This window comes from Ruegeria sp. AH12 (genome assembly GCF_056541465.1).
Map to the genome: position 1 here is coordinate 335,985 of NZ_JBQFYL010000001.1, position 26,307 is coordinate 362,291.

The 26,307-nt window shown below is 58.8% G+C and carries 30 protein-coding genes and 1 tRNA gene; 14 read left to right on the forward strand and 17 right to left on the reverse strand.

The features are described from left to right. Window positions 1-6: 6 nt before the first annotated feature. From ACR0EL_RS01740 to ACR0EL_RS01770, 7 genes are all read right to left on the reverse strand, one after another. Window positions 7-83 (reverse strand) — tRNA-Pro (locus ACR0EL_RS01740). A gap of 60 nt (window positions 84-143) precedes the next feature. Next, window positions 144-728, reverse strand: coding sequence for a MerR family transcriptional regulator (locus tag ACR0EL_RS01745; RefSeq protein ID WP_480497686.1), 585 nt, complete (start codon window positions 726-728; stop codon window positions 144-146). A gap of 18 nt (window positions 729-746) precedes the next feature. Next, window positions 747-1,049, reverse strand: a complete 303-nt coding sequence (gene ihfA, locus ACR0EL_RS01750) for an integration host factor subunit alpha (protein WP_008755922.1) — start codon at window positions 1,047-1,049, stop codon at window positions 747-749. 96 nt (window positions 1,050-1,145) lie between these two features. Beyond that, complete coding sequence (locus ACR0EL_RS01755) at window positions 1,146-2,117, reverse strand: beta-ketoacyl-ACP synthase III (RefSeq protein WP_480497688.1); 972 nt, start codon at window positions 2,115-2,117, stop codon at window positions 1,146-1,148. Window positions 2,118-2,138: 21 nt separating this feature from the next. After that, complete coding sequence (plsX, locus tag ACR0EL_RS01760; protein ID WP_480497690.1) at window positions 2,139-3,227, reverse strand: phosphate acyltransferase PlsX; 1,089 nt, start codon at window positions 3,225-3,227, stop codon at window positions 2,139-2,141. 24 nt (window positions 3,228-3,251) lie between these two features. Then, the gene (rpmF, locus tag ACR0EL_RS01765; protein ID WP_170530503.1) at window positions 3,252-3,458 is read right to left on the reverse strand and encodes a 50S ribosomal protein L32; all 207 of its coding nucleotides are present in this window, start codon (window positions 3,456-3,458) and stop codon (window positions 3,252-3,254) included. Window positions 3,459-3,664: 206 nt separating this feature from the next. Then, window positions 3,665-4,201: a YceD family protein gene (locus ACR0EL_RS01770; RefSeq protein WP_480497692.1), complete on the reverse strand. Its 537-nt coding sequence runs from the start codon at window positions 4,199-4,201 to the stop codon at window positions 3,665-3,667. Window positions 4,202-4,326: 125 nt separating this feature from the next. Between ACR0EL_RS01770 and ACR0EL_RS01775 the strand changes: the two genes are divergently transcribed. The 3 genes from ACR0EL_RS01775 to ACR0EL_RS01785 all read left to right on the forward strand — a co-directional run bounded on the left by ACR0EL_RS01775 (window position 4,327) and on the right by ACR0EL_RS01785 (window position 7,482). Further along, window positions 4,327-4,764: an outer membrane protein assembly factor BamE gene (locus ACR0EL_RS01775; protein ID WP_353006730.1), complete on the forward strand. Its 438-nt coding sequence runs from the start codon at window positions 4,327-4,329 to the stop codon at window positions 4,762-4,764. Window positions 4,765-4,864: 100 nt separating this feature from the next. Further along, window positions 4,865-5,605 (forward strand): GNAT family N-acetyltransferase, encoded by a 741-nt coding sequence (locus ACR0EL_RS01780; protein ID WP_480497695.1) that lies wholly within the window; start codon window positions 4,865-4,867, stop codon window positions 5,603-5,605. A 68-nt stretch (window positions 5,606-5,673) separates the two neighbouring features. Continuing rightward, entirely contained in the window at window positions 5,674-7,482 is a 1,809-nt protein-coding gene (locus ACR0EL_RS01785) for an ABC-F family ATP-binding cassette domain-containing protein (RefSeq protein ID WP_480497697.1), read from the forward strand. On the opposite strand, the gene ACR0EL_RS01790 is transcribed toward ACR0EL_RS01785, so the two are convergent. Both ACR0EL_RS01790 and ACR0EL_RS01795 read right to left on the reverse strand, forming a co-directional pair. After that, a complete protein-coding gene (locus ACR0EL_RS01790; protein WP_480497699.1) occupies window positions 7,479-8,027 on the reverse strand; it encodes a sugar O-acetyltransferase in 549 nt (182 codons plus the stop codon). The two genes, ACR0EL_RS01785 and ACR0EL_RS01790, sit on opposite strands and share 4 nt — an antisense overlap. Window positions 8,028-8,036: 9 nt before the next feature. Beyond that, window positions 8,037-8,792 carry a 3-hydroxyacyl-CoA dehydrogenase gene (locus ACR0EL_RS01795; RefSeq protein WP_480497701.1) on the reverse strand — a complete coding sequence of 252 codons (756 nt, stop codon included), beginning with the start codon at window positions 8,790-8,792 and terminating at the stop codon, window positions 8,037-8,039. A gap of 213 nt (window positions 8,793-9,005) precedes the next feature. On the opposite strand from ACR0EL_RS01795, the gene ACR0EL_RS01800 reads away from it, so the two are divergent. After that, window positions 9,006-9,821, forward strand: a complete 816-nt coding sequence (locus ACR0EL_RS01800; RefSeq protein WP_480497703.1) for a hypothetical protein — start codon at window positions 9,006-9,008, stop codon at window positions 9,819-9,821. An 81-nt stretch (window positions 9,822-9,902) separates the two neighbouring features. On the opposite strand, the gene tyrS is transcribed toward ACR0EL_RS01800, so the two are convergent. Then, window positions 9,903-11,147: a tyrosine--tRNA ligase gene (gene tyrS / locus ACR0EL_RS01805; RefSeq protein ID WP_480497704.1), complete on the reverse strand. Its 1,245-nt coding sequence runs from the start codon at window positions 11,145-11,147 to the stop codon at window positions 9,903-9,905. 87 nt (window positions 11,148-11,234) lie between these two features. Further along, complete coding sequence (locus ACR0EL_RS01810) at window positions 11,235-12,527, reverse strand: MFS transporter (RefSeq protein WP_480497706.1); 1,293 nt, start codon at window positions 12,525-12,527, stop codon at window positions 11,235-11,237. Window positions 12,528-12,787: 260 nt separating this feature from the next. On the opposite strand from ACR0EL_RS01810, the gene ACR0EL_RS01815 reads away from it, so the two are divergent. From ACR0EL_RS01815 to ACR0EL_RS01825, 3 genes are all read left to right on the forward strand, one after another. Further along, entirely contained in the window at window positions 12,788-13,861 is a 1,074-nt protein-coding gene (locus ACR0EL_RS01815; RefSeq protein WP_480498408.1) for an anhydro-N-acetylmuramic acid kinase, read from the forward strand. An 80-nt stretch (window positions 13,862-13,941) separates the two neighbouring features. After that, window positions 13,942-14,232, forward strand: a complete 291-nt coding sequence (locus tag ACR0EL_RS01820; RefSeq protein ID WP_480497708.1) for a hypothetical protein — start codon at window positions 13,942-13,944, stop codon at window positions 14,230-14,232. A gap of 10 nt (window positions 14,233-14,242) precedes the next feature. Beyond that, complete coding sequence (locus ACR0EL_RS01825) at window positions 14,243-14,704, forward strand: hypothetical protein (RefSeq protein WP_480497710.1); 462 nt, start codon at window positions 14,243-14,245, stop codon at window positions 14,702-14,704. Window positions 14,705-14,768: 64 nt separating this feature from the next. On the opposite strand, the gene ACR0EL_RS01830 is transcribed toward ACR0EL_RS01825, so the two are convergent. Then, window positions 14,769-15,659, reverse strand: coding sequence for a fatty acid desaturase (locus tag ACR0EL_RS01830; protein WP_480497712.1), 891 nt, complete (start codon window positions 15,657-15,659; stop codon window positions 14,769-14,771). Window positions 15,660-15,663: 4 nt separating this feature from the next. Next, window positions 15,664-16,083 (reverse strand): cupin domain-containing protein, encoded by a 420-nt coding sequence (locus tag ACR0EL_RS01835; RefSeq protein WP_480497714.1) that lies wholly within the window; start codon window positions 16,081-16,083, stop codon window positions 15,664-15,666. 86 nt (window positions 16,084-16,169) lie between these two features. Here ACR0EL_RS01835 and ACR0EL_RS01840 point away from each other — a divergent pair, with 86 nt between their 5' ends. The 5 genes from ACR0EL_RS01840 to eno all read left to right on the forward strand — a co-directional run bounded on the left by ACR0EL_RS01840 (window position 16,170) and on the right by eno (window position 21,295). Next, window positions 16,170-17,588 carry a protein adenylyltransferase SelO gene (locus ACR0EL_RS01840; protein WP_480497716.1) on the forward strand — a complete coding sequence of 473 codons (1,419 nt, stop codon included), beginning with the start codon at window positions 16,170-16,172 and terminating at the stop codon, window positions 17,586-17,588. 76 nt (window positions 17,589-17,664) lie between these two features. After that, complete coding sequence (locus tag ACR0EL_RS01845; RefSeq protein WP_353006766.1) at window positions 17,665-18,369, forward strand: endonuclease/exonuclease/phosphatase family protein; 705 nt, start codon at window positions 17,665-17,667, stop codon at window positions 18,367-18,369. A gap of 84 nt (window positions 18,370-18,453) precedes the next feature. After that, on the forward strand, window positions 18,454-18,867 hold the full coding sequence (locus tag ACR0EL_RS01850) for a Fur family transcriptional regulator (RefSeq protein WP_170530477.1): 414 nt from the start codon (window positions 18,454-18,456) through the stop codon (window positions 18,865-18,867). Window positions 18,868-19,003: 136 nt separating this feature from the next. After that, the gene (locus ACR0EL_RS01855; RefSeq protein ID WP_480497718.1) at window positions 19,004-19,882 is read left to right on the forward strand and encodes a DMT family transporter; all 879 of its coding nucleotides are present in this window, start codon (window positions 19,004-19,006) and stop codon (window positions 19,880-19,882) included. 138 nt (window positions 19,883-20,020) lie between these two features. Then, a complete protein-coding gene (gene eno / locus ACR0EL_RS01860) occupies window positions 20,021-21,295 on the forward strand; it encodes a phosphopyruvate hydratase (RefSeq protein ID WP_480497719.1) in 1,275 nt (424 codons plus the stop codon). A 47-nt stretch (window positions 21,296-21,342) separates the two neighbouring features. On the opposite strand, the gene ACR0EL_RS01865 is transcribed toward eno, so the two are convergent. The 4 genes from ACR0EL_RS01865 to mazG all read right to left on the reverse strand — a co-directional run bounded on the left by ACR0EL_RS01865 (window position 21,343) and on the right by mazG (window position 24,091). Beyond that, window positions 21,343-21,624, reverse strand: coding sequence for a hypothetical protein (locus ACR0EL_RS01865; RefSeq protein ID WP_353006772.1), 282 nt, complete (start codon window positions 21,622-21,624; stop codon window positions 21,343-21,345). A 160-nt stretch (window positions 21,625-21,784) separates the two neighbouring features. Further along, window positions 21,785-22,234, reverse strand: coding sequence for a GNAT family N-acetyltransferase (locus ACR0EL_RS01870; protein WP_170530469.1), 450 nt, complete (start codon window positions 22,232-22,234; stop codon window positions 21,785-21,787). After that, window positions 22,231-23,172, reverse strand: coding sequence for a nucleoside hydrolase (locus ACR0EL_RS01875; protein ID WP_480497722.1), 942 nt, complete (start codon window positions 23,170-23,172; stop codon window positions 22,231-22,233). The genes ACR0EL_RS01870 and ACR0EL_RS01875 overlap by 4 nt, the downstream gene beginning before the upstream one ends. A gap of 61 nt (window positions 23,173-23,233) precedes the next feature. Continuing rightward, window positions 23,234-24,091, reverse strand: coding sequence for a nucleoside triphosphate pyrophosphohydrolase (gene mazG / locus ACR0EL_RS01880; RefSeq protein WP_480498410.1), 858 nt, complete (start codon window positions 24,089-24,091; stop codon window positions 23,234-23,236). Window positions 24,092-24,157: 66 nt separating this feature from the next. Between mazG and ACR0EL_RS01885 the strand changes: the two genes are divergently transcribed. Together ACR0EL_RS01885 and speB are read left to right on the forward strand one after the other, a co-directional pair. Beyond that, the gene (locus tag ACR0EL_RS01885) at window positions 24,158-25,321 is read left to right on the forward strand and encodes a M20 aminoacylase family protein (protein ID WP_480497724.1); all 1,164 of its coding nucleotides are present in this window, start codon (window positions 24,158-24,160) and stop codon (window positions 25,319-25,321) included. Between the two features lie 11 nt (window positions 25,322-25,332). Then, entirely contained in the window at window positions 25,333-26,307 is a 975-nt protein-coding gene (gene speB / locus ACR0EL_RS01890; protein WP_480497726.1) for an agmatinase, read from the forward strand.

Sequence of the window (26,307 nt, forward strand, 5' to 3'; positions counted from 1 at the left end):
GTGATATGGTCGGGCTAGCAGGACTCGAACCTGCGACCTTCCGTCCCCCAGACGGACGCGCTACCAGGCTGCGCCATAGCCCGACGTTGGAGTGTTCATAAAGAAATTCCCGGCAGGGGCAAGAGGAAAACAATGCCTTTTTCCTATCCCGCCGTCTTGGCTTCGACCCGGTCCAGCCAGTTGCGCAGGTCCCGTGCAATGGGTGCGATTTTGTTCAGAAGATCGGCGTCAAACTCGGTACGATTCCAGACCAATGACGTCAGGCCACCTGTCAGAGGTGCCGTGTCAAGCACGGGCTCTTGCGGCGCCGGATCAGCCACTGGCTCTGTTTCTACGTCTGCTTGAGCCGCGACAGGTGCGTCGAGGTTCATGTCGATCTGTTCCGATGCAGGCGCAGGCGAGAAGGGGACAACGGTGTCTTCACCAGCTTGGGGCGCTGCCACGGGTGTGTCATCCAACCCATGGGACAGCCCAATGACATGGGCAACGCCGCGTTCGCGCAAAATCCGCTGAACGCCTTTGATCGTCACACCATCTTCATGCAGCAGCTTTTTGATGCCGCCCAGCAGCAGCATATCGTTCGGGCGATAATATCGCCGCCCTCCAGCGCGTTTGACGGGTTTGACTTGGGTAAACCGGCTTTCCCAGAATCGCAGCACATGGGCCTGAACACCGAGCCAATCCGCAACTTCAGAGATCGTGCGAAATGCGTCGGGCGATTTGCTCATGTCCGCAGAGCTCCGGCGTTACTTGCGATTCCCGGCGGCGACGCGATCTTTCATCAGATGCGACGGGCGGAAGGTCAGAACGCGGCGGGGTTGTATAGGAACCTCTTCGCCGGTTTTGGGGTTGCGACCGATACGGGCGGTTTTGTCCCGAACGCTGAAGGTGCCAAAAGACGAAATCTTGACCTGTTCGCCACGCACAAGCGCATCGGACATGTGGTTCAGAACGCTTTCGACCAGCTGTGCGCTTTCATTGCGTGACAGGCCAACCTCACGAAAGACGGCCTCGCTCAGATCCATTCGGGTCAGTGTTTTGTCGCCCATGTTTTTTCCCCTGTTGCTACCAAACCATAGGGTCAGGGCAAATTCACTGTCAATATCAATGAATTGCGCGCGGCTGTGTAAGCTGGAATGCGCTTGTCACCAACGCAAAAGTACCGATCCCCAGGCCAAACCGCCACCGATCGCCTCTGTCACCAGCAAATCGCCCGGTTTGAACTGCCCGCGCTGCTTGGCCACGGACATGGCCAAGGGAATCGAGGCCGCCGAAGTGTTACCGTGATCCTGTAGGGTGACAACAACGTGATCCATTGGCACACCCAGTTTCTTGGCGGTGCCCTGAATGATGCGGATATTGGCCTGATGCGGCACGATCCAGTCCACATCTTCGTGTTTCAGCCCAACTTTTTCCAAACAGGTTTCGGCGGTGGAGGTTAAACGCTCAACCGCTTGTCGGAACAATTGGTTGCCCTTCATTCGCAGATAGCCGGTGGTCTGGGTCGACACCCCGCCATCGACATAGAGCAGATCCTTGTAGCGCCCATCCGAGTTCAGATCGGTGGCCAGAATCCCGCGATCGTCGGAGGTGCCATTGCCGTCCTGCAGTTCCAGGATCAACGCGCCTGCGCCGTCTCCGAACAGCACACAGGTCGACCGATCCGACCAGTCCATGATTCGAGAGAATGTCTCGGCCCCGATCACTAGAACGCGTTTGGCCTGATCAGACAGGATCAGCGCATTGGCATTGGTCATCGCATAGACGAACCCCGCACAGACCGCCTGTACGTCAAAGGCAAACCCTCTCGTCATGCCCAAGCGAGACTGCACCATCGTCGCAGCGGAAGGGAAGGTCAGATCCGCGGTTGAGGTTGCAAGCACGATGGCATCGATATCATCTACGGATAGCCCCGCATCGGCCAAGGCGGCCTCGGCGGCTTTGGTGGCCATATCCGAGGTTGTTTCCCCTTCGGCTGCAAAGTGGCGGCGTTCGATACCGGAGCGCGTTCGGATCCATTCGTCCGACGTATCCAGAGTTCGTTCGAACTCGGAATTCGGGACGATACGTTCGGGCAAATAGTGCCCCACACCTACAACGACTGAACGGCCTGCCATTCTTGGGTACTGCCTTCTTTGTTATTCTTCCGCCTGCGGCGCGGCATGCGCGGCATCTTGTGCAAGCTGGGCTGTTGATGCAACCCGTGCGGCCAATTTTTCGGCAAATCCGGACTCGGCCAGTGTAAAGGCCAGCTTGACGGCCGCCGAAACACCGGTTGCGTCCGCACCGCCATGCGATTTCACGACTGTGCCGTTCAGGCCAAGGAATACCCCGCCGTTTACTTGACGAGGATCGATGCGTTTCTTCAAACGCCGCAACGAAGTAATTGCCAAAATCGATGCAAGACGTGAAAGAGGCGTATACTTGAATGCCTGCCGCAGCAGATCGCCGATCAGACTGGCGGTGCCTTCACCTGTCTTGATGGCGACGTTGCCAGTGAACCCGTCTGTTATGATCACATCTGCCTTATCACCGGGAATATCGCTGCCTTCGACAAAGCCCACAAAATCGAAGTTTGCGGGATCGGAAAAATCGGCGATCAAGGCATGCGCCTCTTTCAACTCGGCCCGGCCTTTGTGTTCCTCGGTGCCGACGTTCAGCAGGCCGATCCGGGGGCGATTCAGCGCCATACCGTTGCGGGCGTAAGAGGCCCCCATCAGCGCATATTGCAGCAGGTCCTTGGCATCGGCCCGGACATCGGCGCCCACATCCAGCATCACGTTGAAGCCCTGGGGATTGCGCGAAGGCCAAAGGATCGCAATCGCCGGACGGTTGACCCCCGGCAATTTGCGCAGGCGCATCATCGACAGCGCCATCAGGGCACCGGTGTTGCCGCACGAAACCGCCCCGTGTGCTTCACCCTGGCGCACGGCTTCCAGTGTCGACCACATCGACGTCTGCTTGCCGTTGCGAACAACCTGGCTGGGCTTATCTTCCATCGTGACCACGTCGGTGCAATCACGAAAATCGACGCGCCCATCCAGGACGCGCCGTTTCGCTACTAGCTTGCGTAGCGTGTCTTCGGGACCATGCAGCAGAAACCCGATATTAGGGTTCTTCTTTGCTGATCGCGCAAGGCCTGCAACAACAACTGTGGGACCTGCGTCCCCACCCATAGCGTCAACCGAGATGGTGATCCGTTCGGCGTGCGTGGGCTGTTCAGTCATTCCCGGGCCAGCGTTCAATCAGGCTTAGGCTGCTTCGTCGTCCAGGTCGATTTCGTCGGCCTGTGCGATCACCTCACGGTCATCATAATGGCCACATGCGCCACAGACGTGGTGAGGGCGACGCAGTTCGCCACAGTTCGGGCATTCGTTCGGGTTTGCAGCAACCAGAGCGTCGTGTGCGCGGCGGTTGTTGCGACGCGACTTGGAAACTTTGTTCTGTTGGACGGCCATGGTCTCAACCTTTGTCTGACTGTGGGCCAGCAGATTCGCTGCCGACCGGGTTTCGTATTTCATTTTATCGTGGTTTGACGCGCGTTTAGGGTACATGCCCCACGTTGTCCAACCTAAAATCCGATGAGCGCGCGAAAATACTGCGATTCTCGTCATGATCAAGCGATTTTTCTGACCGCCTGCTATGACAGGAAATCAAGGCTCTGTCACTCGTCTTTTTTCAGCGCATCCCGCAGTTCGGCCAACCCAGCAAAGGGTTTGGCATCTTCATCTGTCATCGCCTGTTTGCCGGGTTCTGTATAGTCAGCCTGACCCAGCTCGGCCCCGTCCTTGCGGGGATATTGAGGCAGGGCCAGCGACAGCGCTTCGATCATCACGATCTCGGGGTCGATCTCGGCCCCAAGCGGCTCAGTCTCGTCACCTTCCGGGATTTCGTATTCCGGTTCATCCGGATCGGACCAATCGGCCACATACAGGCGTGAAACAGGCATATCGATCCGGGTTGTCACCGGTTCCAGCGTCACGACACAGGGCTGGATCACCGTTGCACCCAATGTGCCGGTCAAGACCCAGTCGCGCTTACCATCGGCGCGCACTTGCCCAACAAAGCTAAGTTTGCGCAACCCAAGCAGGCCCAAATCCTGTTTGATTGCCTCAAGCGCGTCCTTTTCCGGGCGCAGCTCAAACGAGGTTGGGGTGTTTTGTGGCAGGTCGGCCACCCGCAGGGATGTAACGTTCCCCATGTCCTGAGCCTTTCTATGTGTTGAACCGTGGCTGCGGTTTCTGTAATCGGATAGAAGCCGCAAGAGGCCAAGGCAAGAGGGTGAACAAGTTGATGGTTGGAATCAGGTCGAAATCGGCGATGCGAATGGTTGCGTTCCTTGCTTGCCTTACTGCGATTACCGCCTGTACGCCGATTTTCAGGAATCACGGTTATGTGCCGCCTGCGGATGAACTGGCCGAGATCAAGGTCGGCACCGACACGCGCGATAGCGTGACCGAGGCCATCGGCGCACCTGGCATTTCCGGTGTTGTGAATGATTCTGGCTTTTATTATGTGCGTTCACGCGTGCGCCATTACGGCCCCAAACGGCCCGAGGTCGTTTCGCGAGAGCTGGTCGCGATCAGCTTTGATCAGCGCGGGGTGGTCCGGAATATCGAAAGATTCGGGCTTGAAGACGGGCTTGTGATTCCGCTGGAACGCCGTGTGACCGAATCCAGCGTCGGCGACACAGGTTTCCTGCGTCAGCTGCTGGGCAATATCGGCAACTTCAACCCGGCGAACATTCCGGGCGCGTCCGAATAACATAGCTGACCGTCTTGTTTGCTTCACATGGCGGTCACATCTTCTGTGGTAACGGGAGCGTAACTCAGAAATCCGGTCCGCAAGCGCGGAGGAAGCGACCATGACCAAGGCCGTCTTGTTAAGCAAGGGACGCTATCAGGCGCGACTGGCGCAAAGTGCCGACGATTTGGAGGCAGCGCAGCGCCTGAGAACCCTGGCCTTTGGAACGGATCAGATCGATACGGACGCGTTTGATGCCGGCTGCGCCCATGTTCTGGTCGAGGATTTGCAGGCCGATGGGCAGTTGGTTTGCTGTTTTCGGATGCTGACCATGGCCAATGGTGCGGATATCGGGCGCAGCTATTCTGCCCAGTTCTATGATCTCTCCAGTCTCGAAGATTTCGATGGCCGCATGGTCGAGATGGGGCGATTCTGTATCCATCCGGACTGGACTGATCCGGATATTCTGCGCGTCGCGTGGGGTGCAATGACCGCCTTTGTTGACCAGAATCAGGTCGAGATGCTGTTTGGCTGCTCCTCATTTGCTGGAACCGAGACCGCGCATTATCTGGATGCGTTTGCGATGCTGAAACACCGCCATCTGGCCCCGAAACGGTGGTTGCCTCGGGTCAAAGCGCCGGATGTCTTCCGCTTTGCCTCGCGTTTGCGACGTAGGCCCGATGCGAAAAAGGCGATGCTGCGAATGCCTCCTTTGTTGCGCACTTACCTAATGATGGGCGGCTGGGTCAGCGATCATGCGGTGGTCGACCGGCATATGAACACGCTGCATGTGTTCACCGGGCTGGAAATCGGATCGATTCCTCCGGCGCGGAAACGTCTGCTGCGGGCGGTGGCCGGGTAAGTCGCGTATTTCCGAAAAGGTGGAGCCGGGGCGTTGACGCCTTGTGCCTGCCGGTTTAGCTGGCGGGCATGGCGAGAATTCCTTTGTTGCAGATGTCCGACATTTCCCTGACCTTCGGGGGTGATCCGGTATTTTCCGAGCTTGATCTGGTGGTTCAGCCCGGCGACCGCGTGGCGCTTGTGGGGCGGAACGGTTCGGGCAAGTCTACACTCATGAAAGTGATGGCCGGTCTGGTTGAGGCCGATCAGGGTGAGATCATCGTGCCCCCCGGCAAATCCGTCGGATATATGGAACAAGACCCCGGAATGGAGGGGTTTGCCACGCTGGGCGATTATGCCTGCAGCGGGTTGGAGCCCGGCGAGCTGTACAAGGTGGAACGCGCGGGCGAGGGGCTGAAATTCGATCCCGAACGTGCGGTCGAAACCGCCTCGGGCGGGGAACGGCGGCGGGCAGCCTTGGCCAAGCTGATGGCCGAAGCACCGGATTTGATGCTGTTGGACGAGCCGACCAACCATCTGGATATCGAGGCGATTGCCTGGCTGGAACGCGAATTGGGGTCAACTCGTGCAGCTTTTGTGCTGATCTCGCATGACCGTGCGTTTCTACGCGCGTTGACCCGGGCGACGTTGTGGATTGATCGCGGTGCCGTCCGGCGGCAGGAACAGGGGTTCGAGGCGTTTGAAGCCTGGCGCGACAAGATCTGGGAAGAAGAAGATCAGCAGCGCCACAAGCTGAACCGTTTGATCAAGTCCGAGGCTAAATGGGCCGTCGAAGGCATCAGCGCCCGGCGTAAACGCAATCAGGGCCGGGTTCGGGCATTGCAGGCCTTGCGGGCCGAAAAGGCAGCGCAGATCAAACGCCGGGGCTCTGCCGCGATGACGCTGGAGGCCGGACCGAAATCCGGCCGAAAGGTGATTGAGGCCAAGGGGTTGGTCAAATCCTTTGGCGCCCAGCAGATCGTGCGGGATTTTGATCTGCTGGTGCAGCGCGGCGACCGCGTCGCGTTCGTAGGCCCCAACGGTGTGGGCAAGACCACCCTGCTGAAAATGCTGTTGGGGCAGGAATCACCGGATGAAGGCAGTGTCGCTTTGGGCACCAACCTTGAGTTAGCCGTATTCGACCAAGCCCGCGCGCAGCTGGACCCGGAGATGACCCTTTGGGACAGTCTAACCGGTGACCCCGAAATGCGGGTCTCTGGCAAGGCCGATCAGGTGATGGTGGGCGGGCAGCCCAAACATGTGGTGGGCTACCTCAAGGAATTCCTGTTCGACGAACAACAGGCCCGCGCCGCCGTTAAATCTCTGTCTGGGGGCGAGAAGGCCCGGTTGCTGCTGGCCAAACTGATGGCAAAACCCTCGAACCTGTTGGTGTTGGATGAACCGACCAACGATCTGGACGTGGAAACACTGGATTTGCTGCAGGAACTGCTGGACGAGTATGACGGCACCGTCTTGCTGGTCAGCCACGACCGGGATTTTCTGGATCGCGTCGCGACGACAACCATTGCCATGGAAGGCGACGGGCGGGCGACGGTCTATGCCGGAGGATGGTCAGATTACATCGCGCAGCGCGGCGGTGCGTCGGAGAAAAAGGAAGAAAAAGCAAAGATCTCGAAGCCAAAGGTGAAGCAAGAGGCGAAACCGAAATCAGGTCTGTCATTCTCAGAAAAACATCGGCTTGAGAAACTGCCAGCCGAGATCGCCCGGTTGGAGGCCGAGATCGCGAAGCTGGAAGAATTGATGTCCGACCCCGAGTTGTTCACCCGCGAGCCGGTCAAGTTCCAGAAAGCAACCGACGCCTTGGTCGAACGGCAGGAAAAGCTGGCCTCGGCTGAGGAAGAGTGGCTGACGCTGGAAGAAAAGGCCGAGGGCGCTTAAGCGTTCATTGGCCGCGCAGGGTTTCCGACTACGGTTTCACCGGCGGCCACATCTCTTGTGACCACAGCACCCGCGCCGACGATTGCATTATCGCCGATTGTCACGCCAGGCAGGATAAGGGCGCTGCCACCGACCCATACGTTGTTACCGATTGTCACTGGCAGTGCGATTTCCAGCCCGCGGGCGCGCTCTGCCGGGTCTTTGGCGTGTTGCGCGCAATAGATTTGCGCCTGAGGCCCGAACATCGTGTCATCGCCGATCTGCACCCGTGCTGTATCCAGAACCACGCAGCCTGTATTGAAATAGACCCGTTTGCCTAGGTGAATATTGAGGCCATAGGCGCAGTGAAATGGTGCCTCGACATAGCAATCGGAACCCGGATCACCTAGCAGTGCATGCAGCGCCGGGTCCATGTTGCCGCGTGCATCAGGATCGCACGAGTTATGTGCGTGAACCGCGCGCCGTGCCGCGGCGCGCAGGGCTTCGAGTTCGGGATCGAGGCAGCAATACCACGCACCAGCCTGCATTTTTTCTCGTTCAGTCATGGGGCAGATTTACCGCATCCGCAGCGCACCGTCGATGCGAATGACCTCTCCGTTCAGATACCCCATTTCGACGATGAAACCGGCTAGTCGGGCGTATTCCTTCGGATCGCCCAGACGGGCCGGGTTGGGCACGTCAGCGGCCAGTTGCTGCTGCACCTCCTCGGGCAGGCCCGCCAGCATCGGCGTCATGAAAATACCCGGCGCGATGGCCATAACCCGGATACCGGCTGAGGCCAGGTCGCGGGCCATCGGCAGGGTCATCCCGACCACGCCGCCCTTGGACGCGGCATAGGCCGCTTGGCCTTTCTGCCCGTCAAAGGCCGCAATCGACGCTGTGTTGATGATCACGCCGCGTGCGCCATCCGGTTCTGGCTCATTTTTGGCCATCTCGGCAGCGGCAAGGCGCGAGACGTTGAAGGTGCCGACCAGATTGATGTCGATGGTACGTTGGAAGGCGTCCAATGGGTGCGGACCGTCCCTGCCAACTGTTTTGATACCATAGGCGATGCCTGCGCAATTCACCGCCGCATTTATCCGACCCATTTTTTCCATTGCGGTGGCGATAGCTGCCGAGACCGAGCTTTCCTCGGTCACATCGGTCTGTGCAAAATGGCCTCCGATCTCGCGGGCGACCTGTGCGCCGCGATCCTGATCCCGGTCCAGAATTGTGACCTGTGCGCCTTGATCAGCAAAATGGCGGGCGGTAGCTTCTCCCAGCCCCGAGGCGCCCCCGGTGACGATGGCAGCGGTATTTGACAGGTTCATGGCGGCCCTCCAATTTTTCTGAACATATGTTCAATAACCGGATGAGGCGGGATCTGTCCAGATAGTTGAAACTGCGTCTCTGAACTATGGTGTCAGGTGATCCTAGGTTAAGAAATCTTCAGCTTGCGCTCATCGAGTTTTTACGGACCACCACCATCTGCTGATCGAATAACCTGACATGTTCGGGTGTTTCTAGGTCAGGAGGATCTGAAAATGTTAACGAGTACCAAAGGTAAACTGGGCGCATTTGCAATTGCGCCATTTGTTGGAATTCTGATGGCAGGCAGCGCGGCTGCCGCAACAGAAGTCTGTAACTGGAAAACCGCCCGCACGGCGGCGAATAACGGAGATTACGCCGCACTCTGCGCCTGTTCGCAGGTAACACCGAGTTTTCTGAAGCAACTGCAAAGGCGCGCGGATTTTGAGACGACCTTGCAGAATACCGGCGCCATGTGCCCGGGTCTTGCGGCCTTGCTGACGGATCTGCCAACGGCGTCGATCTCTGACCCGACCAGCAATCGCGGAGAAGATCGCAGCTCGGATGGTCCATCACAAGGCGCACCGGGTGCGGGTGAAAACGGTGATGGTGGTGATTCCGGTGGCGGAGGCCAAGGGCCGGGTAATGGCGGCGGAGACGATCCTGGCAACGGCGGTGGAGATGGCCCCGGAGATGGGGGCGGCGATCCCGGCAACGGTGGCGGTGACGGTCCTGGTGATGGCGGAGGCGATCCCGGCAATGGCGGCGGTGACGGTCCTGGCGATGGCGGTGGCGGCCCCGGTGATGGCGGTGGTGATAACCCCGGTAACGGGGAAGGAAACGGTCCCGGCAAAGGTGGTGATGGCCCTGGTAAGGGTGGCGGCAAAGGCGGCGATGGTCCCGGCAATGGCAACGGGAATGCTGGAAACCCCGGTAACGGCGGCGGAAACAACAATGGCTCTGGACCGGGTTCTGGAAACAACGGCAACAACAACGGTCAGGGCAATGGTTCCGGAAACGGAAAAGGCGGAGACGGTAAAGGAAAAGGCTAAACCATCTTGCTTCGCAATGGCATAAGAAAAAACGGCCACCATCTGGTGGCCGTTTGTCTTGTTGAACCTTTTGGCGTCAGTTTATCCCATTTGCACCAGCGCATGCCGTTTCTTACCGGCGCTGAGTTTGATGGGTGAGGACAGGGCAGCCGCATCGATCATCAAACCGGCATCGGTCAGTGGCGCGTCGTCCAGCTTGGCCCCGTTTTCGGAAATCAGGCGTTTGGCCTCTTTGCCGGATTTGGCGAGGCCGGATTTGACGATCAGTTGCACAATCGAAACCGGCAGATCATCGCCCGACAGGGTCAGGGTCGGCAGATCATCACCAACGCCGCCTTTTTCGAACACTTCGCGCGCGGTGGCCTCGGCGTTTGCGGCGGCCTCAGACCCGTGCAGCAGAGTTGTGACCTCGTTGGCGAGACGGATTTTTGCCTCGTTGATCTCGGATCCTTGCAGCGCGGCCATCCGGTCGCATTCGTCCACAGGCAGTTCGGTGAAGATTTTCAGGAACCGGCCCACATCGGCATCGGTCGTGTTGCGCCAGAACTGCCAGAACTCATAGGCCGACAGCATATCGCCGTTCAGCCAGACTGCACCGCCCTGCGATTTGCCCATCTTGCGCCCGTCGCTGGTGGTCAGCAAGGGCGTGGTCAAACCATAAATCTCATGATCCAGCACCCGGCGGGTCAGGTCGATACCGTTGACGATATTGCCCCACTGGTCCGAGCCGCCCATCTGCAGAACGCAGCTATACCTGCGGTTCAGTTCGAGGAAGTCATAGGCCTGCAGGATCATGTAGTTGAATTCGAGGAAGGACAGCGATTGCTCCCGGTCCAGCCGGGATTTTACCGATTCAAAGCTCAGCATCCGGTTGACCGAGAAATGCCGCCCGATATCGCGCAGGAAATCTAGGTAGTTCAGGCTGTCGAGCCATTCGGCATTGTTCAGCATCAGCGCGCCGGTCTCGCTGTCATCATAGGACAGGTATTTCGAGAACACCTGCTTCATACCCGCGATATTCGCGTCGATCTGCTCAGGGCCCAGCAAGGGACGTTCATCCGAACGGAAGGAGGGGTCGCCCACCTTGGTGGTGCCGCCACCCATCAGAGTGATGGGCTTGTGTCCGGTCTTTTGCAGCCAGCGCAGCACCATGATGTTCATCAGGTGACCCACATGCAGCGACTGCGCGGTGGCGTCATAGCCGATGTAAGCCGTCTGCACCCCAGAGATCAGCGCGTCGTCAAGGCCCTGATAATCGGTGCAGTCAGCCAGAAAGCCGCGCTCGATCATCGTGGCGATGAAATCCGATTTGGGGTGGTAGGTCATAGTTTGCCCTTTGGGTTTATGTTGCGGGGCACTGTATAGGCGGCAGATGGGGTAAGGGAAAGGCACCAATTCGCAAGAAATGGCTGCCTATTGAGTGGGTGCCATACCTTTGGCCGGGGTGGTGGGCAGTGTGAATGCATAGAGCATTGCGCAGACGTTCAATATGGCCAATGCGATGATAGGCGTTACCGGGTCGTGCAGGTGTGCCACCGCTCCGAGGCCTGCCGCAAAGGCAATCCCGAACAGGCCCGCCGTCACATCGCCCAACGCGACCAGATAGGGGCGCTCTTTCTCGCCGGTCATTTCGATCAGATACAGGTAGCGGCCATAGATTACGCCGTTGCCACCCAGCGATAACAGCAGAATGACAAAGGCGTAGATCCAGACATTGGACGCATAGCCCATCATCGTGAACCCAAGCGCTGCGATAGCCGAGATTGCCGATGTCAGGCAGCCCAGCCACATCACATGTTTGACCGAAACGCGACCACTCAGCCCGCCCCATAGAAGCGAGCCGATGACCACACCGGCGCTGGCTCCGATCACGAAATAGCTGAGCGAGTGTTTGGTGCCGATATGGTAGGTTGCGGCGTGGATCGTGTAGAATGGCATGGCCAGTTCGACCGAGACGAACAGCAGCCGCGCAATCAGGAATTTGCGATACCAGTGCATGGCCATTCCGGTTTCAAAACCAGTTGCCAGTTCTTGCAGCGGCTTTGGCTTTATTAACGGTTTTGGCGGACGTTTGATTTCATCCTCAAACAGCTGCACACCGGCAAAGCTGATCCCGGCTGCAAACATGGCAATCACGCCGCACCACATGACCACGATATGCCGTTGCATCGGCTGGTCTGAGGACAAGAGATCCTTGGTCGCCCATACCACGATGATTGCGAGCACACCCGATATGGTCGCCTGGGCAAAGACCATTCGGTTGCGCTTCGCCTCGGGGACCGAGGTGCCATAAATCTGGCTGGTGCCGAGGCTGGTGATGCCTTGACACAGGCCCATGATGATCGCCGTCAGTAGGAACAGTAAAATGACCATCGTTTGCGGCAGGTTGGTCGCAAACAGGGCGACGAGGGCCAGGATCGCTCCGGTCAGCAGGTTTGGGATATAGACCGCAACCTTTGCACGGGTGATGCGGTTAATCAGTGGCGAAACAAAGATTTCGGCAATCAACCGTGCGCCGGTGACGAACGGCAACAGCAGCCCTGCAACAAAGGCTGGCGCCCCCAAAGCCAGGTATAGAAAGGGCAGAACAAGGCGCGGGTTCACCAACTGGCCGCCAATCGTGGCCAGAGACCCGGACCAGAAGATCAGTTGATAATTGCGGCTTTCGACCGCGTCGACGTCCTTGGGTGCTTGTTGCTGTGCCATATGCTGCGTGTCGTTCGAAAGAGTCGGTGTATTGCGAAGATACTATGCTGACGTGAAACTGAAAATTGCTCAACCACCACATTAATCTTGGGTGTTGATCCCGGGTCGCGCATGGCAAAAAACACAAACCGCACGGGTATTCGCCTTGCCTTGGGATTCGAAAAGCGGGCAGTGTCGCAGCAGCATCTAACCCTTGGGCAGGAGAGCAGCAGGTGCGCCGAACCATAAGAACAAACGGACCGATCCGCGCGCTGGGTGCGATGTCGGGCACCTCGCTGGACGGGGTGGATACGGCGGTCGTCGAAACGGATGGTCACAGGATCTTTGGGTTCGGTGAAAGCGGCTATCGCGCTTATTCCGAGGCAGAGCGCGCGGTGTTACGGGTCGCACTGGGCCAGTGGCATGGCGCGGACGTTGATGCGGCGGCTGAGCTGGTGACTGTGGCCCATGCCGAGGCGCTGTCCGAGTTCGATGAGATTGATCTGATCGGTGTCCACGGCCAGACCCTAGCGCATGAACCGCGCGGACGTGGCACGCTTCAGGTGGGCGATGGGCTTGGGTTGGCGCAGGCGCTGGGCGTTCCGGTGGTCTGGGACTTCCGCAGTGATGACGTGTCGATGGGGGGTGAGGGGGCGCCACTCGCGCCATTCTATCACTTTGCCTGTGCCAAGTGGATCGGCGCGGATGCGCCCTTGTGTTTCCTTAACTTGGGGGGGGTGGGCAATTTGACCTATGTCGACCCCAACTTTGATGGCCCCGAGATGCCGGGCGCATTGCTGGCCTTTGATACCGGGCCTGCCAATGCGCCTGTCGATGATCTGATGCAGGCGCGCCTTGGCCTGCCGATGGACCGAGACGGGGCACTGGCGCGGGAGGGGACTGTAGAAAATGGCGCCCTCGAGCTGTTTCTGGATGAACCATTCTTTAGCAAAATGCCGCCGAAATCGCTGGACCGGAATGACTTTGCCGAGATGATCGGACTGGTTCAGGAACTCAGCGATGCGGACGCGGTGGCAACCTTGACTGGTATGTGTGCCGCTGGCGTGGTGCAGGGGATGGATCATTGCCCCAAACCTCCATCACGGCTGCTGGTCACCGGGGGCGGGCGGCACAATCCGGTTTTAATGGAGATGTTGCGGGTGGCGCTCGACTGCCCGGTCGAACCGGTCGAAGCGGTGGGTCTGGATGGCGATATGTTAGAGGCGCAGGCCTTCGCCTATCTTGCGGTACGGGTCGCGCGCGGATTGCCGACCTCATGCCCGGGAACAACGGGGGTTCCAGCTTTGGTGGGCGGTGGCGTTGTCAGCACGGTCTCGGTCCGAAGCACGGGTTGAGGCACGATCGGAAAACAGTTCAAAAAAACAACTCATTGTGCGACGGTTGGGTCGGACCCATGCAATGAAGGTAAGGTAGAATGGCCACAAAAGCCGAGCTTGAAGCCGAACTTGATACGCTGCGAAAACGCAATGCCGAGCTGGAGACAAAGACCGGATCAGACCCAGAACCCGAAGATCAGAGCGAACCGGTCAAAACATCGGATGAAATCCGCAGATTGCTGGCCGATCACGGGATTGATCTGAGCAAGGCGCAATCGCTGGGCGAGGATGTGGTCGAGGAGTTCGGGCGCTTGCAGAAAGACTATCCGCTCACAGCGCTCGTGATTGCCTTTTCGCTTGGCTACGTGGTCGGACGGGCACAGGGTTAGGAGTGATGCGATGAGCAGATTGAGCAGAAATCTGGTGACGATCTACCGAACCGAACATCTGATCGCGCGTCGCCGTTTGGCTGTGATGCGTCAGCAGACCATTCTGATGGTGCTGGCGGGAATATCGGCCTTATCAGCCCTTGTTCTATTGGATATTGCTCTGTTTTTGGCCTTGAAAGACGTGATGTCGCCCGCAACGGCGGCTGCGGCGCTGTCGTTCGGCAATCTTGCTCTGGCTGGATTGCTTGTTCTGATTGCGCGGCGATCGAATGTCGAAGACGAGGTCGCGCCGGCGGTAGAAGTTCGGGATATGGCGATAGCAGATATCGAAGATGAACTGGAGGAACTGGCGACCGAGGCGCGCGATGTTGCGCGTGCGGTCAAAGGCATCGGTGAGAATCCTCTGGGGTCACTCACTGCGGTGCTGGTTCCACTTATCAGCCTGCTGCTCAAGTCCCGCAGCAAGGAGTAGGGGGCTCTGCCCCCGTCGCTTTGCGACTCCCCCGGGATATTTATGGCCAGATGAAGACTGGATCCTAGGAATTGAGGCTTCGGGCGTAGTCCTTGGTGAATTCGGTGTAACCGTTTGATGTGGATTTCAGGTGGGTTTGGGTCCAGTTATGAAACGCGGGAAGCTGGTGGAAGGGCACATTCGGAAAGGCGTGATGTTCTGCGTGATAGGGCATATTCCAGGCCAGAAACCGGATGATCCGGTTGGTGAATGTGGTGCGCGAGTTTTCCAGCATGTTGGCAACGGGCGGGCAGAGGCCGTGTTCGGCCAGCAGATAGAGGCGCAGCGCAGGCTGGCAGATCAGCACCGGTAAAATCCAGAGCCAGAACAGAATTGGCGTGAAGAACAGGCTGAATATCGCCAGCGCATAGAGCCCCAGCAGAATGCGGGCTTCGGTGCGGATCGCGCGATGTTGGCGGGCAGGCAGATAAGGGGCGTCGATCCTCCCCAGTGCATTGCGCAGCAGTGTTTTGACCATCCCGAGCCAATACGGCCAGCCGCTGAGGTAGAGGAGTAAGCTGATCCAATTCTCAGGGCGGGTTTTTCCCGCAAGTTCTGGGTCATTTTCGGGATGGTTTGTCCACTTGTGGTGGGCCAGATGGAAATATCGGAACCACGTGAAGGGTAAGGCGATGGGCACCGAAACCAGATGCCCAACCGATTCATTGATCCAGCCCGATTTGAACGGAGTTTTGTGCGTGCATTCGTGACTGAGCGTGAAGAGAAACACCATCAGCAACCCCTGTGGGATCAGTAGAATTGGCCAAAGCGGCGCCTGTACCGCGATGCCAGCTGAGCTCGCCCCTAGCAAAACGGCATAGAGCGCCAGATGGCGCAGCCCGGCGCGGTCAGACCTCTGTTGCAGTTGCTCTTTGGTCTTGGCCGGGATCGCTGCGATCAGGGCGCGGTGGTCCATCAGTTCACGCCTTTGGAATGTCGAACCCGGGCGTGGCCAGTTCGAAGCCTTCGAACTCGAACCCCGGTGAAACGGTACAGCTGACTAAAGTGAAATCGCCAGTGCTGCGCGCGGCTTGCCAATGGTTCTTGGGAACGATCAACTGCGGCGCACCTGCGGTCAGGTCGGGGGTCAGCAGGTGATCTTTGGCCGGACCCTGATCCGTTTCGCTGAGCGACAGGATGAGCGGCGCACCAGAGTGATACAGCCAGATCTCGGTTGCATCTACGCGGTGCCAATGGCTGTTCTCTCCGGCTTGCAGTAGAAAGTAGATACAGGTGCCTGTGGCGCGGCCGGGATTATCGGCGCGCCAAGTTTCCTTGAACCAGCCGCCTTCTGGATGGCGTTGCAGGTTCAGGTGGGTGATGATGTCGTCGGCGGTCATAGTATCCTCGGCGTTTCTGTGTGGATTATGCACGGGCGGGCGTGATCTGCTATAGCAATTGTCGGCGCAGCTCATATGTTTGCGACATGACCCTGACGATCCCGTTTGACAACAGTTACGCCCGTTTGCCCGATGCGTTCTTTTCCCGGCAAGCGCCTGTGCCCGTGCGGGTGCCAACGCTGATCGCGTTCAACGAAGATCTGGCGCGGTTGCTGCAGATTTCGCCCGGCGAAGCGCAAGAAATGGCCGAAGTCTTTGCCGGGAATGTGCTGCCCAATGGGGCTGAACCCTTGGCGCAGCTTTATTCCGGGCATCAGTTTGGGACTTATAATCCGCAACTGGGCGATGGGCGCGCCGTATTGCTGGGTGAGACCATTGGGGCCGATGGCGTGCGGCGGGATATCCAACTCAAGGGCTCGGGGCCCACGCCGTTTTCGCGTCGGGGGGATGGGCGCGCCTGGCTGGGGCCGGTTTTGCGTGAATATGTGGTGTCCGAGGCGATGCATGCGCTGGGCGTGCCAACCACCCGGGCGCTGGCGGCCGTGGAAACAGGTGAGCCTGTCTATCGTGAAGCGGCAATGCCAGGGGCAGTGTTGACCCGCGTGGCCCGCAGCCATCTGCGGGTCGGCACGTTTCAGGTGTTTGCGGCGCGCGGGCAGTTGGAAAATCTGCGACGGCTGACTGACTATGCCATCGAACGCCACTACCTGCAGGCCGACGGGCCAATGGGCCTGCTGCGCGGGGTGCGCGATGCGCAGGCGCGGCTGATTGCGCATTGGATGAGCGTTGGGTTTATTCATGGGGTGATGAATACCGATAACTCCTCGATAGCCGGTGAGACCATTGATTACGGCCCTTGTGCGTTTATGGACAGCTATCACCCGAATACCGTCTACAGTTCGATTGACCGGATGGGGCGCTATGCCTATTCCAATCAGCCGGATATCGCGGTTTGGAATCTGGCGCAGTTGGCGACCGCTCTGATCCAGCAGATGGAGGATAAGGAGGCCGCCGTGGAAGAGGCGACCGAGATTGTGCATGCGATGCCCGATTTGTTGCAGGAACAATGGCTGACGCGGTTCCGCGCAAAGATCGGTCTGACGCGGACGGAAGAGGGGGATCAGGAGCTGATCTCGGACCTGTTGAAGTGCATGGCTGAAAACCAGGCGGATTTCACCAATACGTTCCGTGCTTTGGCAGGCGATGCCGCGCGGGACCAGTTCATCGATCCAAGTGCCTTTGACGGCTGGGCCGAAGGATGGACTGCGCGCCTGAAACGAGAAGAGACCCCTCAGGCGGTTATGAACGCCGCGAACCCTACATTCATCCCGCGCAATCACCGTGTCGAGCAGATGATCGAGGCCGCCGTGCAGGGCGATTATGCCCCGTTCCATCGACTGACCAGTGTTCTGGCGCAGCCTTATGAGGATCAGCCCGAGGCGGCAGACCTGATGCGGCCCCCGACATCCAGTGAGGTTGTTCAGGCAACGTTCTGCGGGACATGAGCGGCGTGGGCTTGTTTCGCGTCTGGCTTTGTCGCTACATAAAATGACCGTTTGCTCAACTGCTTAGACTGCGATTATGACTTCAGCCCAGACCCTGCGTCTTGCCAGTTACAATATCCAGAAATGCGTCGGGCTGGATTTCCGACGCCAACCGCAGCGGATTATGCAGGTCCTCGACGGGATGCAGGCGGATATCGTTGTACTGCAGGAGGCCGATAAACGCCTGCCACCGCGCCCTGCCGCTTTACCGCATTTCATGCTGGATGAGGCGGGTTGGCAGATCGTTGATCTGGGCGGGGCGGGCAGTCTGGGCTGGCATGGCAATGCGGTGATCTGGCGGGGCGACCAGATCTCGGTTCGCACAACAGGTCATCATGATTTGCCGGGGTTCGAGCCACGCGGCGCTGTTCGGGTTGAATTCGACACGCAGATCGGGCCGCTGCGGGTGATGGGCGTGCATCTGGGGTTGCTGCCTGCGTCCCGGCGTCAGCAGATCACGCATATCCGACGGTGTGATGACGGGCTGGATGAAATGCCCACCGTGTGGGCCGGGGATTTTAACGAATGGTCACGCCAGCCCGTGCTGGACAAGCTGGTGCCCGAGATGCGGTTTTTGCCACCGGTTGCCAGCTTTCCCGCGGCGCAGCCGCTGGGCGCGCTGGATCGGATCGCCCTGGGGCAGGGGATCACGGCACTGGATCACGGGGCGCATCAGGATCGCCCAGCCCATATAGCCTCGGATCATTTGCCGATCTGGGCAGATTTGCAGCGCGCGGGATGATCTCAGCCTGGGTCGTCGAATCCCTGTAGCGCTGGGCGTTCAGACCGGTTATGACAGCAACCCAAGAAGCGGCTGAGGGGCACCATGTCGGATACGATTATCTCGCGTTGTGAGGCCAAGGGCCTGCGCATGACAGGCCAGCGGCGCATCATCGCGCAGGTACTGGAACAGAGCGCCGATCACCCCGATGTGGAAGAGCTGTATGCCCGTGCCTCGGCACTGGATTCCGGTATTTCGATCGCCACGGTATACCGCACCGTCAAACTGTTTGAAGAAGCGGGGATTCTCGAACGGCTTGAGTTCGGTGACGGGCGCGCCCGCTATGAAGATGCAGAACGTGATCACCATGATCATCTGATCGACATGCAATCGGGCGAGGTGATTGAATTTGTCGATCCCGAAATCGAGGTCTTGCAGGAAAAAATCGCTGCCAAGCTGGGGTACAAGCTGAAAGGCCATCGGCTGGAACTTTATGGTGTGCCGTTGGACAAAGACTGACATATCACGAAACACGATTGGTCAGCACACGCGATTTCATTGAAAAGGTCGCAATTCCGCTTGCGACGTCGCGGGCGTTTCGGTTTTGGTGATCAACGGGCCTGCTGGGTTGCAGTCCGTTCCAGTGGAAATGCGCATGAACAACGTAAACGGCATCTTGCTGCTTATCGGGTCGATGGCAGCTTTTGCAATCGAAGATATGTTTATCAAGGACCTGTCAGCAACTGTGCCGACCGGGCAGATTCTGATTGCGCTGGGTGTCGTCTGTGGTTTCAGCTTTGCCATCTTGTCAGTTGCAACGCGCAAGCGGGTCCTTGATCCGGCTGCGTGGGGGCTCCTGCCGCTCGCGCGCACGGCCTCAGAAGGGCTGGGCGCAGTGTTGTTCGTGACGGCGCTGTCCCTGATTGACCTGTCCACCGTGGCAGCGGTCTTTCAGGCGCTGCCTTTGGCGGTAACAATGGGGGCTGCGCTGTTTTTGGGCGAACAGGTGGGCTGGCGCCGTTGGAGCGCCATTGGCGTCGGATTCATCGGCGTTTTGATGATCATCCGTCCGGGGTTGGAGGGGTTCCAGCCCGAAACCTTGCTGGTTGTTGCAACTGTCTTTCTGATTGCCGCGCGGGATCTGATCACCCGCAGGCTGGACGTTCGGGTCGCCTCGACCGTGGTTGCGATGCAAGCCTATATCGCCGCGATCATCGCCGGTGGCGTGTTGATGGTGACCACGGGGCAAACATATGCTCTGGTGCAATCGACTCAGGTTTTGCCGTACTTAGCCGCCTTTGTGTTCAGCATGTTGGGCTATTACGGCATCGTGGCTGCAATGCGAGTGGGTGAGGCATCGGCCATGATGCCCTTCCGCTATACCCGGCTTGTGTTCTCAATGATCGCAGGCATGTTGATGTTCAACGAGCGCCCGGATGCACTGACCCTGGCAGGCGCGACGCTGATCATCGGTTCGGGCCTTTATACCTTCGTCCGTGAGCGTCGGCTGGCGCGGCAGATGGTTCCAGCCTGATCGTTTGTTGGCGCAAACAGCAAACTGTTAGCCCTAAAGGCCAGAGAATATGGGTGTTAGCGATAACGTGATAGGTTTACTTTTTGCTGGTTGCTGCTATGAGGCGTGCAACTGATTTCAGCCACAGGGACGGGCCTCATGAGCACCATCATCGACATCCATGCACGTGAAATTCTTGACAGCCGGGGCAACCCGACGGTCGAAGTGGACGTGATTCTGGAAGACGGCACCATGGGCCGCGCCGCCGTACCTTCGGGCGCTTCGACCGGAGCTTATGAGGCGGTCGAAAAGCGTGATGGCGACAAGGCGCGTTACATGGGCAAGGGCGTGCTGGAAGCTGTCGCTGCGGTGAATGGTGAAATCGCCGAGGAACTGGTTGGGTTTGACGCGACCGAGCAGGTGGCCATCGACCAGGCGATGATCGAGTTGGACGGGACTGAAAACAAGGGCCGTTTGGGCGCAAACGCCATTCTCGGTGTCTCGCTGGCAACCGCCAAAGCAGCGGCGGATTTCACCACGCAGCCCCTGTATCGCTATGTCGGGGGCACCTCAGCGCGCGTTCTACCGGTGCCGATGATGAACATTATCAATGGCGGCGAACATGCCGATAACCCAATCGACATTCAGGAATTCATGATCATGCCGGTCTCGGCCGCGAATATCCGCGAGGCGGTGCGCATGGGGTCCGAGGTGTTCCACACGCTGAAGAAAGAGCTGTCGTCGGCAGGACTGGCGACCGGTGTGGGCGATGAGGGCGGCTTTGCCCCGAACATCGCATCAACCCGCGAAGCTTTGGATTTCATCCTGAAATCCGTTGAAAAAGCAGGTTACAAGCCCGGTGAGGAAATCCATCTCGCGCTGGATTGCGCGGCGACTGAATATTTCAAAGACGGCAAATACGTTCTGGCGGGTGAGGGTACGACCCTGACATCAGACGAAAACGCGGCCTATCTGGCTGCGCTGGTGAATGACTATCCGATCATCTCGATCGAAGACGGCATGTCCGAAGATGACTGGGACGGCTGGAAGGCCCTGACCGACGCGATCGGTGACAAGGTGCAACTGGTGGGCGACGACCTGTTCGTGACCAACCCCGCGCGTCTGGCCGAAGGCATCGAACGTGGCTGCGCGAACTCGATGCTGGTCAAGGTGAACCAGATCGGTTCGCTGACCGAAACGCTGCGCGCCGTCGATATGGCTCACCGCGCGCGGTACACCAACGTGATGTCGCATCGCTCGGGCGAGACCGAGGATGCCACGATTGCCGATCTGGCAGTTGCAACGAATTGCGGTCAGATCAAAACCGGCTCGTTGGCAAGGTCGGACCGGTTGGCAAAGTACAACCAGTTGATCCGTATCGAGGAATCTCTGGGCGAGGTCGCGGAATACGCGGGCGCGTCGATCCTGAAATAAATAAAAACGGGGGCCAAGCGCCCCCGTTTTTGCTGGTGCAGAAGGTGTTAGCCCTTGATCTTCTTGATGATCATGCCGACAACGACTTGAACAACCAGCCCGGCGACCCCGCCGCCGACAAAGTTTGCCGCAAGCGCACCAATATCCATTCCGCCTGCCGCCGCGCCGCCTGCGCCCAGCAGGCCGCTAAGCAACTGACCTCCGCCGACGCCGCCAACGGCACCGGCGAGCATGTTGCCCAGATTGCCCATATCCGAGCCTTTTACGATTTTACCACCGCCGGTGCCACCAATTGCACCGCCGATCAACTGTCCGATCAACTGTTCCATCTTCATACCCCTTCAAATGTTCGTTTTTTGGTGGTGCACGCTGTCTAATTGGCAGAGCAACAAACGGTCACGGGGAAAGATGGATCAAAAACAACCGTTATAGCCCTGAAAGCTGGGCCATGCGGACACAAGGGGTTGCGGAATGCAAAGAGTTGAGCGCTCAGAGGATCTTGCTCATCAGCATGTACCGCTCACGCGCTTTGAAGCCGGTGCGCAGATACAGTTTTTGCGCAGCCTCATTTGTGCGATCGACCTCAAGGTGCAGGGCGGTCAGGCCGGCCCCGGCCAGGGCTTTGGGCAGTTCCAGCAGAACTTCGGTTGCGATGCCTCGGCCGCGAACGGCAGGGCGGATGTAAATCTCATCGACAAACGCATCCATGCCACCAAACTCGACCGACCAGCCGAAGGTCAGGATGACATAGCCCAACGGCGCGCGGCCCGGGCCGATCAGGTAAACACATCCATGCGGTATACCCTCCAGCAAGGGGGTTAGCGCGGCGCGGCGTTTCTGGTCGTCCTGTTCAATACCCTCTTCGCCATGGAAGGCCGAAACCAGCGTCATCAGGCGATCCAGATCCTCGGGGCGGGCCAAGCGGAGCGCGGCGGTCATAGGCGGGCCAGCCTTTCTGTCAGAAGCGTGAAAAAGCCATGCGCGTCCACGTCGCCCATGAACATGGCGTTTGGTGTACGGTCGGTTACGCCCCACCAATCCGTGACGGTCATGCCCAAAGTCAGTTCTGATTGGGTTTCAATCTCAACGTTGATGTGACGGCCCGAGAACAGCTCTGGCTGTATCAGATAGGCTGTCACGCAGGGGTCGTGCAGCGGCGCACCTTCTGATCCGTATTTCTCCTTGTCAAACCGTTCAAAGAAATCGGTCATTTCGGCAACCGCATGGCCAACCTGGCTGCCGAGTGCGCGGAACGCATCGTTGCGATGGGGTGTGACCAGCGCATCATGGGTAACATCCAGCGGCATCACAACAACATGAATGCCAGATTTAAACACGATTTCAGCAGCTTCCGGATCGACATAAATGTTGAATTCGGCTGCTGGTGTTATGTTCCCAACCTCAAAATACGCGCCGCCCATCAGAACGATCTCTTGCACCCGGTCAATGATATCGGGTGCTTTCTGGAACGCCGTGGCGATATTGGTCAGCGGCCCCAATGGGCAGAGCGTTACTGTGCCCGGCTCATGCGCGCGCAGGGTTTTGATGATGAAGTCCACCCCATGACCCTCGGCCAGAGGCATCTGTGGGTCCGGCAAAACAGGGCCGTCCAGCCCGGTTTTGCCGTGGACATGTTCGGCGGTGACCAGCGGGCGCTTCAGCGGGCGGTCGCACCCAGCATAGACAGGGATATCCGTGCGCCCCGCCAGTTCACAAACGATGCGTGCGTTCTTGGCCGTCAGTTCCAGCGGGACGTTTCCGGCAACGGCGGTGATGCCCAGAACCTCGATCTCTTCCGGGCTGGCCAGGGCCAGCAGAATGGCGACGGCGTCGTCCTGTCCGGGGTCGGTGTCGATGATGATCTTGCGCGGTGCCATTGTGCCTCCGGTGTCTTGAAGCGCGGACACTCGCAAGTGTCACCACACTTGTCCAGCGGTTTCAGGCCCCAATCTTCGCATCAGCAGGCGGGAGTTTGCCGTTGGCGCGATGCTCCTCGGTTTTGACCTCATCCCACAGCGCATCCATCTCGGCAAGATCGCTTTGAGAGGGGGTTCTGCCGCGGTCGGCCAGCCGCGCCTCGACCTTCTCAAAGCGACGTGTGAACTTGGCATTGGTGCGACGCAGCGCGGTTTCAGCCTCGATGCCCAAATGACGGCCCAAATTCACCATCACGAACAACAGATCGCCGAACTCATCCTCCAGCGCGTCCGCATCCATACTGTCGCGCGCCTCTTCCAGTTCGGCAGCCTCTTCGGTGATCTTGGCAAGCACATGGCTGGCATCGGGCCAGTCAAATCCCACGCGGGCAGCGCGTTTTTGCAGTTTCTGGGCACGCAGAAGGGCGGGCAGGTTGGCGGCCACACCATCCAGCGCGCCTTTCTGTTCCTTGCCAGCGCGTTCGGCGGCTTTGATCGTTTCCCAGTCCTTGGTCTGCTGATCTGCGGATTTGTCGCGCGATTCGTCGCCAAAGACATGCGGATGACGGGCGACCATCTTGTCGGACATGGTGCGGACTACGTCCTGAAAGGAGAAATGCCCAGCTTCTTCAGCCATTTGCGCGTGAAAGACAGATTGGAACAGCAGGTCGCCCAGTTCTCCCTTCAACTCATCGTAGGCCTCACGCTCGATGGCATCGGCGACCTCGTAGGCTTCCTCGATCGTGTAGGGGGCGATGGTGGCAAAATCCTGCTCGATGTCCCACGGACAACCGCTTTGCGGGTCGCGCAGGCGGCGCATGATTTCCAGCAGGCGCTCGATACCCGCGTCACTGTCATGGATCAGAGGATTTTCAGCCATTGCGAACCCTTTCGTTCCGGTGTCAGATGCATCCATTCCGCAGTCCCGATCAGGAGTCCACCCCAGATGCCCGTCGTCAACCGAATTGCCGATTTTGCCGCCGATATGGCCAAGTGGCGCCAGCACTTGCACACGATCCCTGAACTGGAGTTCGAATGCTATGAGACAGCCGCCTTCGTGGCCGAGCGTCTGCGGGAGTTCGGCGTGGATGAGCTGCACGAAGGCATTGCCAAGACCGGGATGGTGGCGATCATCAACGGACAGGAGGACGGGCCAACCATCGGCTTGCGGGCGGATATGGACGCGTTGCCGATCCTCGAGGAGACGGGCGTTGAATATGCCTCGAAGAACCCCGGAAAGATGCATGCTTGCGGCCATGACGGGCACACCACGATGCTGCTGGGCGCTGCACGCTATCTGGCTGAGACGCGGAATTTCGCGGGCCGTGTGGCGCTGATCTTTCAACCGGCTGAGGAAGAGGGCGGCGGTGCTGACGTGATGGTGCAGGAGGGCATCATGGATCGGTTCGACATCTCTCAGGTTTACGGCATCCATAACGATCCGGGAAACCCCGAGGGCGCATTTTACACTACGGCCGGGCCAATCATGGCCGCTGTCGATACGTTTGAGATTCATGTACAGGGCGTTGGTGGCCACGGGGCCTTGCCGCATCAGACCAAGGATCCGGTGATGGCGGCCTGTGGGATCGCGCAGGCGATCCAGACCATCGTCAGCCGCAACCATTATGCAGTCGATGATTTGGTGGTCTCAGTTACTCAAATCCATGCCGGGACCGTGAACAACGTGATCCCTGATACCGCCTATCTGAACGGCACGGTCCGCACGTTTGACCCGTCGGTGCAGAAGATGGTGATGGAGCGGATGGAGCAGATCGTGGCAGGGCAGGCGGCCTCTTACGGGGTTGAGGCGACGCTGGATTATCAGATCGGCTATCCGGCGACTATCAATGACGCTGAGAAAACAGCCTTTGCCGCAGATGTGGCGCGCGAGGTCTCAGGCAAGGACCGCGTTGTCGACAATATGGGGCGCGACATGGGGGCCGAGGATTTCTCATACATGCTGCAGGCGCGTCCGGGGGCCTATCTGTTTCTGGGTCAGGGTGAGGGCGCCGGGCTGCACCACCCGAAATACAACTTCAACGATGATATCGCGCCGGTCGGGGCCTCGTTCTTTGCCCGGATCGTGGAAAAGGCGCAGCCGCTGGGCTGAGGGGACAAGACATGGCACTGGAAGACGCAAAACATCAGGTCGATGAGGCCTTTACCAACCCCGACCTCAAGGGCCTGTCCTATGAGAACACCTTTGGCGGCGCGACTTCGTTCCTGCGGCGGCTATATACCAAGGATCTGAAGGGAGTGGATATCGCCGTCACCGGAGTGCCCTTTGACCAAGCGGTGACGAACCGCCCGGGCACAAGGCTCGGCCCCCGCGCGATCCGCGAAGCGAGTGCGCTGCAATCTCCCGACGCGCCCTATGGCTGGCCCTTTGACGCGCTGAGCGAGCTGGCCATCGTCGACTATGGCGATATGGCCTATGACTACGCCAATATTCCGGCATTTCCGGACACGCTGACCGATCATATCCGAACGATTCTGGCGGCTGACGTGGCCTCGGTCACCTTGGGTGGCGATCATTATATCAGCTTTCCGATCCTAAAAGCTTATGCAGAGAAATACGGGCCCATGTCGCTGTTGCAGTTCGACGCGCATACGGACACCTGGGCGGACGATGATATGTCCCGCGTCGATCACGGCACCATGTTCTACAAGGCGGTGAAATCGGGGATTGTGGACCCGAAACGCTCGGTCCAGGTTGGTATTCGAACGCATAACGAAGACACTCTGGGCGTCAACATCATCGACGCGCGCGAGGTTTACGAATCTGGGCCTGCCGCCGTCGCGCAGAAGATCAAGGGCATCCTTAGCGATAGCCCCGTCTATCTGAGTTTCGATATCGATGGTCTGGACCCGGCTTTCGCGCCGGGCACTGGAACGCCGGTCTGGGGCGGGCTGACCTCGATCCAGACGCAGATCATTTTGCGTGATATTGCCGGGATTAACATCAAGGGCGGGGATGTGGTCGAGGTCTCTCCGCCCTACGACACGTCTGGGGCAACGGCGATTGCCGGCGCGCATGTGGCGACGCAGATTATTTGCCTTCTGGGGTGGAACAGGCTCATGGCTGACAAAAAGTAA

Coding starts and splice junctions, on each gene's coding strand:
- ACR0EL_RS01800 (WP_480497703.1), top strand. CDS start 9,006: ATGTTAACGAGTACCAAAGGTAAACTGGGCGCATTTGCAATTGCGCCA.
- ACR0EL_RS01840 (WP_480497716.1), top strand. CDS start 16,170: ATGACCCTGACGATCCCGTTTGACAACAGTTACGCCCGTTTGCCCGAT.
- ACR0EL_RS01785 (WP_480497697.1), top strand. CDS start 5,674: ATGGCGAGAATTCCTTTGTTGCAGATGTCCGACATTTCCCTGACCTTC.
- ACR0EL_RS01795 (WP_480497701.1), bottom strand. CDS start 8,792: ATGAACCTGTCAAATACCGCTGCCATCGTCACCGGGGGCGCCTCGGGG.
- ACR0EL_RS01790 (WP_480497699.1), bottom strand. CDS start 8,027: ATGACTGAACGAGAAAAAATGCAGGCTGGTGCGTGGTATTGCTGCCTC.
- ihfA (WP_008755922.1), bottom strand. CDS start 1,049: ATGGGCGACAAAACACTGACCCGAATGGATCTGAGCGAGGCCGTCTTT.
- ACR0EL_RS01865 (WP_353006772.1), bottom strand. CDS start 21,624: ATGGAACAGTTGATCGGACAGTTGATCGGCGGTGCAATTGGTGGCACC.
- ACR0EL_RS01830 (WP_480497712.1), bottom strand. CDS start 15,659: ATGGACCACCGCGCCCTGATCGCAGCGATCCCGGCCAAGACCAAAGAG.
- ACR0EL_RS01755 (WP_480497688.1), bottom strand. CDS start 2,117: ATGGCAGGCCGTTCAGTCGTTGTAGGTGTGGGGCACTATTTGCCCGAA.
- mazG (WP_480498410.1), bottom strand. CDS start 24,091: ATGGCTGAAAATCCTCTGATCCATGACAGTGACGCGGGTATCGAGCGC.
- ACR0EL_RS01810 (WP_480497706.1), bottom strand. CDS start 12,527: ATGGCACAGCAACAAGCACCCAAGGACGTCGACGCGGTCGAAAGCCGC.
- ACR0EL_RS01780 (WP_480497695.1), top strand. CDS start 4,865: ATGACCAAGGCCGTCTTGTTAAGCAAGGGACGCTATCAGGCGCGACTG.
- eno (WP_480497719.1), top strand. CDS start 20,021: ATGAGCACCATCATCGACATCCATGCACGTGAAATTCTTGACAGCCGG.
- speB (WP_480497726.1), top strand. CDS start 25,333: ATGGCACTGGAAGACGCAAAACATCAGGTCGATGAGGCCTTTACCAAC.
- ACR0EL_RS01815 (WP_480498408.1), top strand. CDS start 12,788: ATGTCGGGCACCTCGCTGGACGGGGTGGATACGGCGGTCGTCGAAACG.
- rpmF (WP_170530503.1), bottom strand. CDS start 3,458: ATGGCCGTCCAACAGAACAAAGTTTCCAAGTCGCGTCGCAACAACCGC.
- tyrS (WP_480497704.1), bottom strand. CDS start 11,147: ATGACCTACCACCCCAAATCGGATTTCATCGCCACGATGATCGAGCGC.
- ACR0EL_RS01745 (WP_480497686.1), bottom strand. CDS start 728: ATGAGCAAATCGCCCGACGCATTTCGCACGATCTCTGAAGTTGCGGAT.
- ACR0EL_RS01845 (WP_353006766.1), top strand. CDS start 17,665: ATGACTTCAGCCCAGACCCTGCGTCTTGCCAGTTACAATATCCAGAAA.
- ACR0EL_RS01825 (WP_480497710.1), top strand. CDS start 14,243: ATGAGCAGATTGAGCAGAAATCTGGTGACGATCTACCGAACCGAACAT.
- ACR0EL_RS01875 (WP_480497722.1), bottom strand. CDS start 23,172: ATGGCACCGCGCAAGATCATCATCGACACCGACCCCGGACAGGACGAC.
- ACR0EL_RS01850 (WP_170530477.1), top strand. CDS start 18,454: ATGTCGGATACGATTATCTCGCGTTGTGAGGCCAAGGGCCTGCGCATG.
- ACR0EL_RS01775 (WP_353006730.1), top strand. CDS start 4,327: ATGGTTGCGTTCCTTGCTTGCCTTACTGCGATTACCGCCTGTACGCCG.
- ACR0EL_RS01770 (WP_480497692.1), bottom strand. CDS start 4,201: ATGGGGAACGTTACATCCCTGCGGGTGGCCGACCTGCCACAAAACACC.
- ACR0EL_RS01870 (WP_170530469.1), bottom strand. CDS start 22,234: ATGACCGCCGCGCTCCGCTTGGCCCGCCCCGAGGATCTGGATCGCCTG.
- ACR0EL_RS01820 (WP_480497708.1), top strand. CDS start 13,942: ATGGCCACAAAAGCCGAGCTTGAAGCCGAACTTGATACGCTGCGAAAA.
- ACR0EL_RS01835 (WP_480497714.1), bottom strand. CDS start 16,083: ATGACCGCCGACGACATCATCACCCACCTGAACCTGCAACGCCATCCA.
- plsX (WP_480497690.1), bottom strand. CDS start 3,227: ATGACTGAACAGCCCACGCACGCCGAACGGATCACCATCTCGGTTGAC.
- ACR0EL_RS01885 (WP_480497724.1), top strand. CDS start 24,158: ATGCCCGTCGTCAACCGAATTGCCGATTTTGCCGCCGATATGGCCAAG.
- ACR0EL_RS01855 (WP_480497718.1), top strand. CDS start 19,004: ATGAACAACGTAAACGGCATCTTGCTGCTTATCGGGTCGATGGCAGCT.